This is a genomic window from Pseudomonas sp. KBW05 (assembly GCF_003852405.1).
Classification (GTDB): domain Bacteria; phylum Pseudomonadota; class Gammaproteobacteria; order Pseudomonadales; family Pseudomonadaceae; genus Aquipseudomonas.
This window is the reverse complement of sequence record NZ_QAJM01000033.1, coordinates 42,763-57,791: the sequence shown is the minus strand read 5'-3', so window position 1 is coordinate 57,791 and position 15,029 is coordinate 42,763. Positions and strand designations below refer to the sequence as shown.

Sequence of the window (15,029 nt, the reverse complement as noted above, 5' to 3'; positions counted from 1 at the left end):
AAAATGAATTAATTATTTTAAAAAAGATTTTAAATAATCTACCTGAAAATATCGCCTACGCTAGTCACTGGCTCCTCATATGAGATGTGTCTGACGGATAGCACCTCTCACACGCAGTTCAGGAACAGAGCGTTAACGGTAGCTGAGGTCGGTACCAATACCGGTCAGGCCGTCAGCAGCAGGGAAGCAGAGGACCGAGCTATGGCTGTCGAATGGATTGCCGCTGGCGCTGTGTTTGTCGGCGCGAGTGCTTTGTTATGGGCTTTCAGTGCGCGGATGACCCGGCGCATCGAAGCGGCGGTACCGAGCAACGGGCGTTTTGTCGAGGTCGAGGGCGAGCGCTTTCATTATGTAGAAGAGGGCAAGGGCCCGCCGCTGGTGATGATTCACGGGCTGATGGGCAGCAGTCGCAACCTGACGTATGCCTTGTCCGGCCAGTTGGCCGAGCAGTTTCGGGTGATCACCCTGGATCGCCCAGGGTCGGGTTACTCCACGCGCCACACGGGCACGCCGGCCGACCTGCCGGCCCAGGCCCGGCAAATTGCCGCCTTTATCAAGACCCTTGATCTGGATAATCCGCTGTTGCTGGGGCATTCCCTCGGCGGGGCAATTTCCCTGGCGCTGGCCCTCGATCATCCCGAGGCGGTAGGCGGGTTGGTCCTGGTGGCGCCGCTGACCCATCCCCAGCGCAGATTGCCGTGGGTGTTCCTGTCGCTGGCGGTGCGCCCTGGGTGGTTGCGACGCTGGATGGCGCACACGTTGACGATGCCCATCGGGCTGTTGACCAAAGGCGCAGTGGTCAAAGGCGTGTTTGCCCCCGACCCCGCCCCGGCTGACTTCGCCACCCGTGGCGGCGGCCTGCTCGGCATGCGCCCAGGTAACTTCTATGCCGCTTCCACCGAGGTCAATACGCTCAATGATGACCTGCCGGGGATGGTCAAGCGCTACCCGCAACTGACCCTGCCCATCGGCCTGATCTATGGCTCGCGCGACCAACTGCTGAACTTTCGCCAACACGGCCAGGCCTTGGCCGACAAGATCCCGGGCGTGAAGCTGCAACTGGTGGAAGGGCGCGGCCACATGCTGCCGATTACTGCCACCGCGCGCGTGGTGGAGGTGGTGCAGCAGGTCGCCAAGCGGATGCGCGCGCCACAAAACGCGACGCTTTTGCCCCCGTCGTTTGCCCTGGCGAACAAATAAGCGTGGCCTCGGTTGCGGGTTGGACCGTCGCAAATGCTTGCGCTAGAGACCTGACCAAACGGCTGAAAAAGAGACTGCTCGGTCACGTAAAAAAGGCCTCGAAAAAGTAGTTGACGACCTACCGATTCCGCGTTATTTATTTAAAAAAATATTTCAATTTATATTTTGAAATGATTTTTGAAATGCCTAAGAGCGAATAAAAATGAAAAAAACGTCTTTTATCGCATGGTTGGTTTTCGGGAGCATTCAACGCTCCACGGACCTGTTTTCTGCCCGCCTGCCAAGGAGCCTGTCATGAACCAGACTCTGGCAGCTCCTGGCGTATGGACCGACGGCAAGCGCCACCTGTGGTGGTTGGGCATCATGCCGCTGGCCACTCCTCTGTTGTCCGGTGCATTGGCCATTACCACTGGTATCCAGCAACTGTGGTGGGTCGGTGTACTGGTGATTTTCGGCCTGATCCCGCTCATCGACGGCCTGCTCGGCGAAGACGTCAGCAACCCGCCTGAATCCGCCGTCAGCCATCTGGAAACGCAAAGCTACTACCGCTGGATCGTCTACACCGGCGTGTTGTTTGTGATCTCGTCAGTGGTGATCACCGGTTGGCTCGCCGCCGGCGGCATTGAATGGATCATCCAGGGTGGCCTGCTGCAAGCCGCTGCCACACTGGACCCTTCCAGCTGGCTGTCCCAGGCCGCCAGTTACATCACCGCGCGCACTCAACTGCATGGCGAACCGAGCTGGTTCACTTACCTGGGCATGGCCATGTCCACCGGCGCGGCAACCGGGATCGCCATCAACACCGCCCATGAACTGGGGCACAAGCCCAACGCCCTGGAAGTGTTCCTTGCCAAGGTCACCCTGGCGCCGACGTTCTACGGGCACTTCTACACCGAACACAACCGTGGCCATCACGTACGTGTGGCCACCCCGGAAGACCCGGCCAGCTCGCGCCTGGGGGAGAGCTTCTGGGCCTTCCTGCCGCGCTCGGTATGGTTCAGCGCCCGCTCGGCGTGGAACCTGGAGCGTGAACGCCTGCGCAAACTCGGCTTGCCGGCCTGGCACTGGCAGAACGGCGTGCTCAGCGCCTGGATGTACAGCGTGGTGTTGTGGGGCGCGATGATTGCCTGGCTGGGGGCGGCGGTGATTCCGTTCCTGATTATCCAGGGCATCTACGGGTTCTCATTGCTGGAAGTGGTGAACTACGTCGAGCACTACGGCCTGAAACGCCAGAAGTTGCGCAATGGCCGTTATGAACGTTGCTCGCCACGGCACTCCTGGAACAGCAATCGGATTGTCACCAATATCTTCCTGTTCCAACTGCAACGGCACTCCGATCACCATGCCAACCCAACGCGTAGTTATCAGTCGCTGCGCCACTTCGATGAGTCGCCGCAACTGCCGTATGGTTACGCGAGCATGATTGTCTGGGCCTATGTGCCTTACTTGTGGCGTCGACGCATGGACCATCGAGTGTTGAATCACTACGCCGGGGATATCACCCTGACCAATCTTCAGCCGTCACAACGCTTGAAGTACCTGGAGAAGTACAGCGGCAGTGCCAAGCCGTTCTGATGTGAACTAACGCGTGAGTGGGCGTACTCGGGATCTGTGTATCGCGCAGGTTTTTATCGCCCACGGTTTCCCGGTTTAGTTGCAAGAAAGTTGTTTGACCCTAACAAAAATAATTTCAAGGGAAGGACGTACACCATGCAAGCACCTGCCAAGTTCACCACCCATATCGTATTGGCCGCATTGGGGCTGATCGTCTATCACCAGGCACAGGCCGCGCGCATCGAGCCGGCCGGCAGTGCCTTCACGGCCCAGGGCCCCATCAGCTTTTCCAAGGGCGCGCTGATCAGCGCCGACTGCACCATCAAAGTGGCTGGCAAGGTCGCGGCGGATGGTTCATCGGTGAATGTCGACAAAGTCGAATTCGACGGCGGCCTCAAGTGCAGCCGGGTTGAAGCCATCAACTTGCCGTGGGTGTTGATCGCCAAAGACACCAAGAGCGGTTCCATGTCGAAGATCAGCGTGGACGTGCACGCCTTCGGCCTGGGCGGCAAGTGTGGGCCTTCCACCGCCGAGGGTACTTGGGATAACGCCACCGGTAAGTTGGAAGCCAGCAATGTACCGATTGGCGAAGACTGCAAGATCAAGACGGTGTCGATCAAGATGCCGCCAAACTTCAAAGTTGTTGAATAAGCGTCTGCTGTTAGTGCGGTAATCGAATTGAGATTTGGCTGGAAAGGGAAGTTCTGCTGTGTTTCACCGTGACCTCTCGTTCATGGCCATTACCCCCTGGCGAAATGACTTCGCCATAACATGTGAGGAACAACAATGAAAAGTTTGAAAACCCTCGTATCGTTCACTGCTTTGGCTGTTTGCATGGGTGCGGCCTCAATGGCCAATGCGGCGTCGTTCAGCCCAGTGGGCAAAACGTTTACCACGGATGCCACCGGCACTATCGTGGTGAAGTCGCCGTCGTCATTTGGTGGTGCCGTGACCTGTAAAGCAGTGTTCCAAGGCACTGTTCGCTCCGATGGTAAAGCGGATATCACCAACGTAACGATTTCCCCGGGCTCCAGCACCCTGTGCAACCTGCCCAACATTACCGGCCTGCCTTGGCTGTTGACGCCTGTCACCACCACCACCGGCACCGCAACCAACGTCGGCTACACCATCACCGGTGCTCCACCACTGATCCCGGCCACCAACTGCGGCCCATCCCAGATCAACGTAACCCTGTCGTCTACGGCGTCGTCCATCAGCCTGGCGGCTGCCAACCAGCCACTGTCGGGCAGCTGCACCGTGCAGTCGCTGAATGTCACCGCTACCGGCGTGACCATCGTTCCTTGATAGCGGCACTCCGTAACAAGGGCTGATCACCCGCAACAACGCAGGTGCCTCTCACGGGGCACCTGTTTATAGGTGATTGGGTTTGCCGGGCAAGTAGGGAACATGATGAACAGATTAAACACCTTCATATGTACCGGATTGTTTGCGCTGTGCGCGACTGTGCCTTGGATGTCCAGTGCCGCGACGTTCACTAACCCGGGTTCGCTTTTTACCAGCAGTCCGACTGGCACGATTACGCTGAAGACGCCGTCCTCTTTTGGTGCGTCCGTCACTTGCCGTATTCAGCTGACCGGTGGTGTGCGGTTGGATGGTTCGGCGGCCGACATCCAGTACGTCAGGTTTTCGGGCACTGAGCCGCTGTGCCAAAGAATTCAGATGAACAACGGTGCAACCTGGAAGTTAACGCCGACCACGTTGACGACTGGCGATCTGAGCAATGTCGGGTTCGTCATTACAGCGCTTCTTCCAATTATTCCTGCCTCTAACTGCGGTCCCGCCACTATTTCGGTAGGGCTGGTAAATGGACCGGGGGTTGTGAACGTATCGGCACTCAACATGTACCTGCCGGGTAGTTGCGCAGTGGCGTCGTTGAACGTCGCCATTCCCGCTACGTCCATCATCCCCTGATCAATGCACGGCGATTACGAACAGACGCTGGCGGAGCCGGCTGAAAAATAAAATGTCTGAGGACCAAGACAATGCAAAGCGTCAGCTCACGAATTTCCTTGGCCGCACTGCTCCTGGGTGTGGTGTTCACCTCATCGATGGCAACCGCGGCCACGTTTGCCCAAGCGGGAACTGCATTTACCACCACGGGCTCGATTTCCACAGCGGTCAAGATGCTCGCGTGGACCCCGGTTCCCTGCAACCTCACCTTGACCGGCCAAGTCGCCGCCGATGGCAGCCACGCAACCATCACCGGGGCCACCTTTACCCCCGTCAGTGGCACCAACTTGCTGTGTACCTATTCGGCACCTCTGAACTTGCCCTGGACGTTGCTACCCACCAGCGCGAATACGGCGACGCTTGCCGGTTTCAGTGAGAAGGCGGCCTACGACAGTTGCGCGACGCCAAGCACTTTGAGCCTGCAATGGAGCGCTGCCAGCAGCGCCTTCAACCTGGCCAGCCCGTTCACGATGAATGCCACTTGCAAGATCACCGCGTTGACCTTCAAGCCTTCGCCGGTGCTGACGATCAACCCTTGAGGTCGATCCTGGCGCCGCTATTCGAAGTACCGCCTTTGACTAGGCGAACCAAGCAGCATGACGAACCGGCTGGGGTCGGTTCAGTGAGATAACAATAAGGAGTGCCGCATGAATAATAAAAAACAACAGGTACAGGTATTGCTGGGGTTGGCGCTGATGGGAGGGGTGATGGTTGCCGCGCCGGTGCAAGCCGGCGGCTTCTCCACGCCGACCTATGGTGCGCAGGGCTGGGGACGTGCGTTTGGGGGTGGCTCGCTGTTCAAGAACGACCCCAGTTCCGCCTATAACAACCCGGCGGCCATGGCATTTGTCGAGCACAATGTCGCGCAATTCACCGTCGATTACGCGCGAATCAAGATCAAGTACAAAGGGGAGGCCAACAACTATCTTGGCAACCCGGTGACCAACACGCCGGTCACTGACGAAGGGTTTCCGGGCTCAGACGCTACGTTGAACAACAACGATGGCGGCGAAGGCGGGTTCACCGCCTGGTTGCCCACCGGTTTCATGGTAATGCCCCTGGGGGACCGCTTTGCGTTTGGCTTGAGCCAGGTAGTTCCGCAAGGCATGCGTTCAACGTGGGATTCAGACTCGAAACTGCGGGATTTTGCGGTAGACACCAAGATTGAAACCGTCGGCCTGACCGGTTCTCTTTCGTTCAAAGTGAACGACGAGTTCTCGATTGGTGGCGGTGTCATCGTCCAGCACAGCAAAGGCTTCGTCAGCCAGAATATCGATTTGCTGGCGGCGGCCTCCAACTCCCAGTCCGAGTTGTTGGGCGGCATTGATTTCCCGGCAGGGGTAGGTGGCGCGCTGATGCGGGTCAAGGTCGATAATATCTCGGCGGGCTGGTTCACCGGCATCGTCTGGAAACCGACGCCGCAAGACACCCTGGGCCTGAACTATCACGCCAAGATCAAGAACAAAATGACCGGCAAATACAATATCTACGCCGATCAGTTTTCCTACAACCTGATGACCCAACCCAGCCCGTTTGGTGGCAGCGGCACGTTGGTCGAAGAGGCTTACCCTGGGCTGAAGCTGTTCCCGGATGGCGCGCATGCCAGCACCCAGCTGGACATTCCAGCCACGGCGGCCTTTGACTGGGTCCACCAGTTCAATGACCGCTTCACGTTGGGCGCCAGTGTGGCCTGGACTCAATGGTCGTCGTTCAAGGACCTGACCCTCAAGTCCGGCGATATCACCATCGTCTCCATTCCCTACAACTACAAAGACACCTGGATGTACTCCGTCGGTGGCGACTTCCGCGCCACAGATGAGCTGACCCTGCGCGCGGGTGTGGCCCTTGACCAGACGCCAACGCGCAACTCGACCCGTGACCCACGGATTCCAGACGGCGACCGTACATTCCTGTCATTGGGCGCGGGCTACGAGGTCAAAGCGATCAAGGGCTTGAGCCTTGACGTGGCGTACTCTCACCAGTTCGTGCAGGAGGTCAAGCTGAAGACCAAAAACGTCGACCGCCTGGGGGGCGCGAGCCTCGACGGTAAAGCCGAGTCGTCGGGCGATGTGGTCAGTGTGTCGGCCACCTACGCGTTCTGATGATTGATCGAGGATGATGGAGGAGGGCATCAAGCGCATCTTGCTGCCGTTATTCCGTGGTTCATCCTCATTCCTTTTTTGCGTGTTGATTGATCCGGCTGACCCGCTCAGCCGCTGTTTTTTTCGCCAAAGCATTAAATAAAAATTTCAAAACAAAATTTGAAAAATGCTTTGCGAGTTTGTAGTGTGGCCTTACGCCGCAGCTTTTCCGGGCTGTCGCTTCGAGGCCGTACCCTGAATCGAGTAGAGGTATCCCCATGGTTATCTGGTTATTGGCGGGTGTTGCAGCAGCGATTGCCCTGGCGTATCGACAAGCAGCGGCCACCTTGTGGCTGGGCGCTGGCCTGGTCTGGCTGGCGGTGGGTTACCTGTTCAATGGGGTCGAGGGCTTGGGTGTCACGGTCGCAGCGTTGCTGGTGCTGGCGCCCGCGTTGCTGATGGCGATCAAACCCCTGCGTCGTACGCTGTTGACCAGCAAGGCCCTCGCCCTGTTTCGCACCATCATGCCGGCGATGTCCGACACCGAGCGCGCGGCCATCGAGTCCGGCACCGTGTGGTGGGACGCCGAGCTCTTCAGCGGCAAACCCGACTGGCAGCGCCTGTTGCAAGCCGCTCCCGCCAGCCTCAGCGCTGAAGAACAAGCCTTCCTCGATAACGAAGTGGAAACCCTGTGCGACATCGCCAACGACTGGGAAACCACCCAGGTGTGGCAGGACATGTCGCCCGAAGGCTGGCAGTACACCAAGGACGCCGGCTTTCTCGGCATGATCATTCCCAAGCAGTACGGCGGCAAAGGCTTCTCCCACTACGCCCATTCGCAGGTGGTGATGAAGCTGTCGACGCGCTGCTCGGCGGCGGCGATTTCGGTGATGGTCCCCAACTCCCTGGGCCCGGCGGAGTTGCTGTTGCATTACGGCACCGACGCCCAGCGCAACTACTACCTGCCACGCCTGGCGCGGGGTGAGGACATCCCTTGTTTCGCCCTGACCAGCCCCTATGCCGGCTCTGACGCCGGGGCGATCCCCGACCTGGGTATCGTCTGCAAAGGCACCCATGAAGGCGAGGAAGTGTTGGGGTTCCGCGTGACCTGGGACAAGCGCTACATCACCCTCGGCCCGATTGCCACCGTGCTCGGCCTGGCGTTCCGTGCCGAAGACCCCGACGGTTTGCTCGGCCCGGCCGGTTCGCTGGGGATCACCTGCGCGTTGATCCCCACCGCCCATCCCGGGGTCAACAGCGGCCGCCGGCACTGGCCGTTGAATGCGGTGTTCCAGAACGGTCCGACCACTGGCAAGGATGTGTTTATCCCACTGGAGTGGGTGATCGGCGGCCGCGAACAAGTCGGCAATGGCTGGCGCATGCTGATGGAATGCCTGGCAGCAGGTCGGGCGATTTCCCTGCCGTCGGCCAACGTCGGCCTGGGCAAGGTCGCCGTGCGCGGCACCACCGCGTATGCGGCGATGCGCAAGCAGTTCGGCCTGCCCATCGGCAAGTTCGAAGGCGTGCAGGCGCCGCTGGCGCGCATGGCCGGGCACTTGTATGCGTGCGACGCGGTGCGCAAAGTCTCGGTGGCGTCCCTGGATGCCGGTGAAAAACCTTCGGTGATCTCGGCCATTGCCAAGTACCACGTCACCGAGCGCGCGCGGATCATCGTCAACGACGGCATGGACATCGTCGCCGGCAAGGGCATCTGCATGGGCCCGAACAACTTCCTGGCCCGTGCCTACCAGCAAAGTCCTATCGCCATCACGGTGGAAGGCGCCAACATCATGACTCGCTGCCTGATCATCTTTGGCCAGGGCCTGATCCGTTGCCATCCCTACGTGTTCCGCGAGATGGAAGCGGCGCGCAACCCGGACCGGCGCCAGTCGCTGGAAGACTTTGACAGCGCGATGTTCGGCCATGTGAGTTTTGTCCTGGCCAACACCGTACGCGCGGCGGTGCATGGGCTGACGGGTGGGCGGCTGATTTCCGTACCGGCCAAGACCGATCCGGCGCTGGCGTCCTACTACCGCCAGGCCAATCGTCTGTCGGTGGTGCTGGCGTTGATCTCGGATGTGTCCATGGGCGTGCTGGGCGGTGCCCTCAAACGCAAGGAAAGTATCACCGGGCGCCTGGGGGATATTCTTTCGCAGCTGTACATCCTGTCCTGCGTGCTCAAGCGTTTTGAGGATGACGGCCGGCCCCAGGCGGACCTGCCGCTGGTGCATTGGGCGGCTCAGGATGCGCTGCTGCGCGCCCATGAAGCCCTCGCCGAAGTACTCGACAATTACCCGTCCAAAGCCGCTGCGGCGGTGGTGCGTGGCTTGAGTTTTCCGTTGGGCATTCCCCTGCGCAAACCGTCGGATCGCTTGTTGGCCCAGGTAGCGGATGTGGTGCAAACCCCCGGTGAAACCCGCGACCGTTTGCTGGCCAATTCCTACATCCCACGCCCGGAAATCGACAAGTTGGCCTACGGCGAACTGGGCTTCCGCTTGTTGCCACAGGTGGAATTGATCGACGCGCGGCTCAAGCCGGCGATCAAGCAAGGCCTGCTCGAACCGCTGCCGATCTCGGCCACGGCCTTCACTGCGTGGCGGATCAAGGCGCGGGCGCTGGACCTGATCAGCGACGACGAAGACGCCTTGCTGGCGCGTTATGTGGAATACGCCGATCACGCCATCCAGGTGGACGACTTCCCGCAGGATTTCGGTTTGCTGGAGGCGTTGCAGCAGCGCAAGCAGGCGCTGGAGCCGGTGGCAAAGCGCCGTAGCAGCCAGGGCGAAAACGCCTCGGTCAACTAGGCGACACAGGGTCATTGTGGGAGCGGGCTTGCTCGCGAATGCGGTCTGTCAGTGACAGATGTGCTGGCTGACCCAGCGCATTCGCGAGCAAGCCCGCTCCCACAGTGATTGGGTTTCCAGGTCAATACAGTGTTGTGAGTGCATTTATGAGTGACAGCTACTTAACGTTCGTCAATTCCCCCTGGGGCCGCCGCCTGGCCCAGACCCTCGGCTTGCCGCAACCCCTGCCATTGCAGCGCCATCGCAGCGGCCAGCAGGGCTTGGCCAATCCGGTGATCGTCGCCGGGGCAGGGCGCTTGGCTGCACAGGTGCAACAACTGTTCAGCGCCACCGACACGGTCACTGCCGCTGCAGCCACTCTCAAGGCACCGTCCACCGGCAAGGTGCAGGGCGCGGTGTTTGACGCCAGTGGCGTGAGCAGCCTGCAACAACTGGATGAGCTGTACGAATTCTTCCATGCCAACGGCAAACGTCTGGGCCAACACGGCCGTGTGGTGGTGCTCGGCACCGCGCCGGAACATTGTGCGGACTTGCCCCAGGCCATCGCCCAGCGCGCCCTTGAAGGTTTGGTGCGCTCCCTGGCCAAGGAGCTGCGCCGTGCGATCACCGTGCAATTGCTCTACGTTGCGCCGGGGGCCGAAGACGCGCTGGACAGCAGCCTGCGCTTCTTTCTGTCGCGTCGTTCAGCCTACGTCTCGGGGCAAGTGGTGCGCGTGGAAAAACCCGTGGACGGCCACGTGACGGTCAATTGGGACAAGCCTTTCGCCGGTCGCCGCGCGCTGGTCACGGGTGCCTCCCGTGGCATCGGCCTGGCGATTGCCCAGGTGTTGGCCCGTGACGGCGCCCATGTAGTGTGCGTGGATGTGCCCCAGGCCCAGGACTCGCTGCAACAAGTGGCGGCCAGTGTGGGCGGTTCGGCATTGCCGTTGGACATCACCGCCGCCGACGCCGCTGCGTTGCTGGGCACCCATGTCAGCCAATACGGCGCATTCGACGTGGTGGTGCATAACGCCGGGATCACCCGCGACAAGACCATCGCCAAAATGACCGAAGCCGCGTGGCGCAGCGTGCTGGCGGTCAACCTGGAGGCGCCCCTGCGCCTGACTGAGGCGTTGTTGGACAGCCAGGGCCTCAACCCCGGTGGGCGCATTGTGGGCGTGTCGTCGATCTCCGGTATTGCCGGCAACCTCGGGCAAAGCAACTACGCCACCTCCAAGGCGGGGGTGATTGGCCTGGTGCAAGGCCTGGCGCCGCGTGCGGCGGCGCAGCAGGTCACGGTGAATGCGGTGGCGCCGGGGTTTATCGAAACCCAGATGACCGCGAAGATCCCGCTGATGATCCGCGAGGCGGGGCGGCGTATGAATGCGTTGCATCAGGGCGGACAGCCGATTGATGTGGCCGAGACGATCGCCTGGCTGGCGCACCCGGCTTCCGGCGGGGTCAACGGACAAGTCGTACGGGTGTGCGGGCAAAGCCTGCTGGGAGCTTGAGCCATGGACTACGTGACGCAGATTATCGATCCACCGCCGTCGCGCACCCAGCTGTTGTTCGACGGCGTGCGTGCCTTGCGCAAGCCCAAGCTGGACGGTGCACCGGTATTGCCCACGGAACGCCTGGTGCGTTCGGCCGTGGCGTTGCAGGCCGCCGATATTGCCGCCTATGGCCGTGCCTGCGGATTTCGCCCGGAGCAGGGCGTGCCGCTGTCCTACCCCCATGTGCTGGCATTCCCGCTGCACTTGATGCTGCTCACACGGCCAAGCTTTCCGTACCCGGCCAGCGGCATGGTGCATCTGGCCAATCGCATTCGCCAGCATCAGCGCTTGCAGGCAGGCCAGGCGCTGCGCCTGGAGGTGTATTGCGAACGCTGGGTCGCCCACGCCAAGGGCCAGGCGCTGAGCATCGCCACCCGGGCCTACAGTGCGGGCACCCTGGCGTGGGAAAGCGACAGTCTGTACCTGCGTCGGGACGTCAAGGACCCCGTCGGCGAACCCTGGAATGCGGCGTTGGCGTTGCAGGAAGAAGGCCTGCTGCGCACCCAGCGATGGGTGTTGCCCGCCGATCTGGGCCGGCGCTTTGCCCGGGTATCGGGAGATTTCAACCCGATCCACACCTCGCTGATCGGCGCCAAGCTCTTTGGCTTTCGCCGCGCCATCGCCCACGGCATGTGGACCCTGGGCCGCGCACTTGCTGCCCAGCAACCGCCCGGAGGGTTGGAGCAGGCCGAGGCGCATTGTGATTTCAAACTGCCGATCTTCCTGCCCGGCCAGGTCGCGCTGTGGAACCATCCCGCCAGCGGCCCGCGCCGTGAATTTGAAGTGCGCAATTTCGCCGGTGATAAACCGCATATGCGCGGGCTATTTGTCTGGAATGAGAGCCATCGATGACTGACTACAGCTTCAACCCGGCCCCGACTCGCCGCGTGGCGATTATCGGTGGCAACCGCATCCCGTTTGCCCGCTCCAACACGGTGTATGCCCACGACAGCAACCAGGACTTGCTGGTGGCGGCGCTGCAAGGCCTGGTGGACCGCTACAACCTGCACGGCAAGCGCCTCGGGGAGTTTGCCGCCGGTGCGGTGATCAAGCATTCGCGGGATTTCAACCTGGCGCGTGAGTCGCTGCTGTCTACCACTTTGTCGCCGGACACACCGGCCTATGACGTGCAGCAAGCCTGCGGCACCGGCCTGGAGGCGGCGTTGCTGGTGGCCAATAAAATCGCCCTCGGCCAGATCGACGTGGGCATCGCCGGGGGGGCTGATACCACTTCCGACGCGCCCATCGGCATCAACGAATCCCTGCGTCACACCTTGCTCGCGGCCAATCGCGCCAAAGGCCTGGGCGGCAAGTTGCAGGCCTTGCTCAAGGTGCGCCCGTCGATGTTTTTCAAGCCGCTGCTGCCGCGCAATGGCGAGCCGCGGACCGGCTTGTCCATGGGCGAGCACTGCGAAGCCATGGCCCAGCGCTGGCAGATCAAGCGTCTGGCCCAGGATGAACTGACGTTGACCAGTCACCAGCGCCTGGACGCGGCCTACAAACGCGGTTTTTTCGATGACCTGATCAGCCCCCATCGCGGCCTGGCCCGGGACAACAACCTGCGCGCCGACACCCACCTTGCCAAACTCGCCAGCCTGGCGCCGGCCTATGACCGTGACAACGGCAGCCTCACCGCCGGCAACTCGACACCGCTGACCGATGGTGCCTCGGTGGTGTTGCTGGCCAGTGAAGAGTGGGCAGCAGCAAACGGCTGGCCGGTGCTGGCATATCTGCGCACCGGTGAAACGGCGGCGGTGAATTTTGTCGATGGCAGCGAAGGCCTGCTGATGGCCCCGGCCTACGCGGTGCCGCGCATGCTCAAGCGCGAAGGCCTGAGTTTTGCCGACTTTGACTTCTTCGAGATCCATGAAGCCTTTGCCGCCCAGGTGCTGTGCACCCTCAAGGCCTGGGAAGACGCCGATTACTGCCGTCAACGCCTGGGCCTGGACGCGCCGCTGGGCGCCATCGACCGCGCCAAAATGAACGTGAATGGCGGCTCCCTGGGCTGCGGCCATCCTTTCGCCGCTACTGGTGGCCGGCAACTGGCGACGCTGGCCAAGACCATTCATGAAAACGGCGGCGGCCGTGGCCTGATTTCGATCTGTGCGGCGGGCGGGCTGGGCATTACCGCCATCGTCGAAAAGTAGCGCTATCAAAAACAACAATAAGGAAACTGCCATGAGCACTGTCAGCCTGGAACAAACCGAACGGATCTGGTTGGACGCTTACCTGCCCGGCGTGCCGGCCGACATCGACGCGGGCATCGAGGTTTACCCGTCGTTGCGGGAAGTGTTCCTGGAGCACCTGGAGAAATTCCGCGAGCGGGTGGCCTATGTCAGCATCGGCACGGAAATGACCTACGCCGACTGGGAAGTCCAGGGCTTCGCGTTTGCCGCGTGGCTGCAGGGCCAGGGGGTGAAAAAGGGCGACCGTGTGGCGCTGATGATGCCCAACTGCTTGCAGTACCCGATCTGCCTGCTGGGCACGATCCTGGCCGGTGCGGTGGTGGTCAACGTCAACCCGCTGTACACCTCCCACGAACTCAAACACTTGCTCAAGGACAGCGAAGCCGAAACCGTGGTGATCTTCGAGAACTTCGCCCACACCCTGGAAAAAGTCATCGCCGGCAGCAGCGTCAAGCGCGTGGTGATCGCGGCCATTGGCGACCTGCTCGGCACCTTCAAGGGGGCGGCGATGAACTTCATCCTGCGCACCGTGCAAAAGCAGGTGCCCGCATTCAATCTGCCGGGGGCGTTGCGCTTCAACCGGGTGCTCAAGCAAGGGCGTGGCCTGAACCACTTCCCGGTGCCCATGCAACTCGATGACCTGGCGTTCCTGCAGTACACCGGCGGCACTACGGGTGACGCCAAGGGCGTAATGCTCAGCCACCGCAATATCATCGCCAACCTGCTGCAAGCCAAGGCCTGGGTTGGCGACCAACTGGACCAGGACAAGCAGGAAACCAACGTCACCTTGCTGCCGCTGTACCACATCTTTTCCCTGACGGTGAACTGCCTGATGTTCATGTGCCTGGGCGGGCGCAACATCCTCATCGCCAACCCACGGGACGTGAAGCGGGTGCAGATGATCCTGCGCAAGGAACGCTTCAACGGCATCGCTGGGGTCAACACCTTGTTTAATGGCTTGCTGGAGAACAAGGAGTTCTGTGCGCGGGACTTTTCCGACCTGCGCATGGTGATCGCTGGGGGCATGGCGACGCACACGGCGGTGGCCAAGCGCTGGCAGGAAGTCACCGGGCTGCCGATCATCGAGGGTTACGGCCTGACGGAGTGCTCGCCGGTGGTGAGCATCAGCCCGATCAATATTGCGCGCATGCGCGAGATGGAATTCACCGGCAGCATCGGCGTGCCGTTGCCGTCGACCTGGGTGCGCTTTGTGCGTGAAGACGGCGAGTTGGCCGGGGTTGGCGAGCAGGGCGAACTGCAAGTGCGTGGGCCGCAGGTGATGCAGGGCTACTGGAAACGCCCTGAGGCTACCGCCGAGGTGCTGGATGCCGAGGGGTGGTTGTCTACCGGCGATATCGGGGTGATGGACGCGCGCGGATATATCCGCCTGGTGGACCGCAAGAAGGACATGATCCTCGTCTCGGGTTTCAACGTATACCCCAATGAAATCGAAGATGTGGTGGCGCTGCACCCCGGTGTGGGCGAGGTGGCGGCCATTGGTGTGGAGGACCCGGTGACCGGCGAAAAGGTCAAGATCATCGTGGTGCGCAAAGACCCGAACCTGACACAGGAACAGATCCTTGCACACTGCCGGGAGTATCTGACGGGGTACAAGGTGCCCAGGTATGTGGAGTTCCGCACGACCGAGTTGCCCAAGACCACGGTGGGCAAGGTATTGCGACGAGCCTTGCGTTGACGGAT

Annotated in this window: 12 protein-coding genes; all 12 read left to right on the top strand. The window is 61.1% G+C overall.

Annotated elements, in window-relative coordinates:
- The first annotated feature begins 201 nt into the window (after positions 1–201).
- The 12 genes from DBR46_RS25640 (at position 202) to DBR46_RS25585 (ending at position 15,024) form a co-directional block, all read left to right on the top strand.
- Entirely contained in the window at positions 202–1,200 is a 999-nt protein-coding gene (locus tag DBR46_RS25640) for an alpha/beta fold hydrolase (protein WP_177414124.1), read from the top strand.
- A 294-nt stretch (positions 1,201–1,494) separates the two neighbouring features.
- Positions 1,495–2,775 (top strand): alkane 1-monooxygenase, encoded by a 1,281-nt coding sequence (locus DBR46_RS25635; RefSeq protein ID WP_124528509.1) that lies wholly within the window; start codon positions 1,495–1,497, stop codon positions 2,773–2,775.
- A gap of 135 nt (positions 2,776–2,910) precedes the next feature.
- A complete protein-coding gene (gene praA, locus DBR46_RS25630; protein ID WP_124528507.1) occupies positions 2,911–3,405 on the top strand; it encodes an alkane oxidation protein activator PraA in 495 nt (164 codons plus the stop codon).
- 135 nt (positions 3,406–3,540) lie between these two features.
- Positions 3,541–4,059: an alkane oxidation protein activator PraB gene (gene praB / locus DBR46_RS25625; protein ID WP_124528506.1), complete on the top strand. Its 519-nt coding sequence runs from the start codon at positions 3,541–3,543 to the stop codon at positions 4,057–4,059.
- Between the two features lie 105 nt (positions 4,060–4,164).
- A complete protein-coding gene (gene praB, locus DBR46_RS25620) occupies positions 4,165–4,686 on the top strand; it encodes an alkane oxidation protein activator PraB (protein ID WP_124528504.1) in 522 nt (173 codons plus the stop codon).
- Positions 4,687–4,784: 98 nt separating this feature from the next.
- Positions 4,785–5,264, top strand: a complete 480-nt coding sequence (locus DBR46_RS25615; RefSeq protein ID WP_124528502.1) for a protein activator — start codon at positions 4,785–4,787, stop codon at positions 5,262–5,264.
- A gap of 108 nt (positions 5,265–5,372) precedes the next feature.
- A complete protein-coding gene (locus DBR46_RS25610) occupies positions 5,373–6,827 on the top strand; it encodes an outer membrane protein transport protein (protein WP_124528500.1) in 1,455 nt (484 codons plus the stop codon).
- 257 nt (positions 6,828–7,084) lie between these two features.
- The gene (locus DBR46_RS25605) at positions 7,085–9,610 is read left to right on the top strand and encodes an acyl-CoA dehydrogenase (protein ID WP_124528498.1); all 2,526 of its coding nucleotides are present in this window, start codon (positions 7,085–7,087) and stop codon (positions 9,608–9,610) included.
- A gap of 146 nt (positions 9,611–9,756) precedes the next feature.
- The gene (locus DBR46_RS25600; protein ID WP_124528496.1) at positions 9,757–11,100 is read left to right on the top strand and encodes a 3-oxoacyl-ACP reductase; all 1,344 of its coding nucleotides are present in this window, start codon (positions 9,757–9,759) and stop codon (positions 11,098–11,100) included.
- Positions 11,101–11,103: 3 nt separating this feature from the next.
- The gene (locus DBR46_RS25595; RefSeq protein WP_124528494.1) at positions 11,104–11,994 is read left to right on the top strand and encodes a MaoC/PaaZ C-terminal domain-containing protein; all 891 of its coding nucleotides are present in this window, start codon (positions 11,104–11,106) and stop codon (positions 11,992–11,994) included.
- Positions 11,991–13,289: an acetyl-CoA C-acetyltransferase gene (locus tag DBR46_RS25590; RefSeq protein WP_124528492.1), complete on the top strand. Its 1,299-nt coding sequence runs from the start codon at positions 11,991–11,993 to the stop codon at positions 13,287–13,289. Before DBR46_RS25595 ends, DBR46_RS25590 begins: the two co-directional genes overlap by 4 nt.
- Positions 13,290–13,320: 31 nt before the next feature.
- Positions 13,321–15,024 carry an AMP-binding protein gene (locus tag DBR46_RS25585; protein WP_124528490.1) on the top strand — a complete coding sequence of 568 codons (1,704 nt, stop codon included), beginning with the start codon at positions 13,321–13,323 and terminating at the stop codon, positions 15,022–15,024.
- The last annotated feature ends 5 nt before the right edge of the window (positions 15,025–15,029 follow it).

Excerpts from the sequence above, each read along its gene's own strand:
- DBR46_RS25590 (WP_124528492.1), top strand. The coding sequence starts at position 11,991 with ATGACTGACTACAGCTTCAACCCGGCCCCGACTCGCCGCGTGGCGATT.
- DBR46_RS25635 (WP_124528509.1), top strand. The coding sequence starts at position 1,495 with ATGAACCAGACTCTGGCAGCTCCTGGCGTATGGACCGACGGCAAGCGC.
- praB (WP_124528504.1), top strand. The coding sequence starts at position 4,165 with ATGAACAGATTAAACACCTTCATATGTACCGGATTGTTTGCGCTGTGC.
- DBR46_RS25595 (WP_124528494.1), top strand. The coding sequence starts at position 11,104 with ATGGACTACGTGACGCAGATTATCGATCCACCGCCGTCGCGCACCCAG.
- DBR46_RS25600 (WP_124528496.1), top strand. The coding sequence starts at position 9,757 with ATGAGTGACAGCTACTTAACGTTCGTCAATTCCCCCTGGGGCCGCCGC.
- DBR46_RS25585 (WP_124528490.1), top strand. The coding sequence starts at position 13,321 with ATGAGCACTGTCAGCCTGGAACAAACCGAACGGATCTGGTTGGACGCT.
- DBR46_RS25610 (WP_124528500.1), top strand. The coding sequence starts at position 5,373 with ATGAATAATAAAAAACAACAGGTACAGGTATTGCTGGGGTTGGCGCTG.
- praB (WP_124528506.1), top strand. The coding sequence starts at position 3,541 with ATGAAAAGTTTGAAAACCCTCGTATCGTTCACTGCTTTGGCTGTTTGC.
- DBR46_RS25640 (WP_177414124.1), top strand. The coding sequence starts at position 202 with ATGGCTGTCGAATGGATTGCCGCTGGCGCTGTGTTTGTCGGCGCGAGT.
- DBR46_RS25605 (WP_124528498.1), top strand. The coding sequence starts at position 7,085 with ATGGTTATCTGGTTATTGGCGGGTGTTGCAGCAGCGATTGCCCTGGCG.
- praA (WP_124528507.1), top strand. The coding sequence starts at position 2,911 with ATGCAAGCACCTGCCAAGTTCACCACCCATATCGTATTGGCCGCATTG.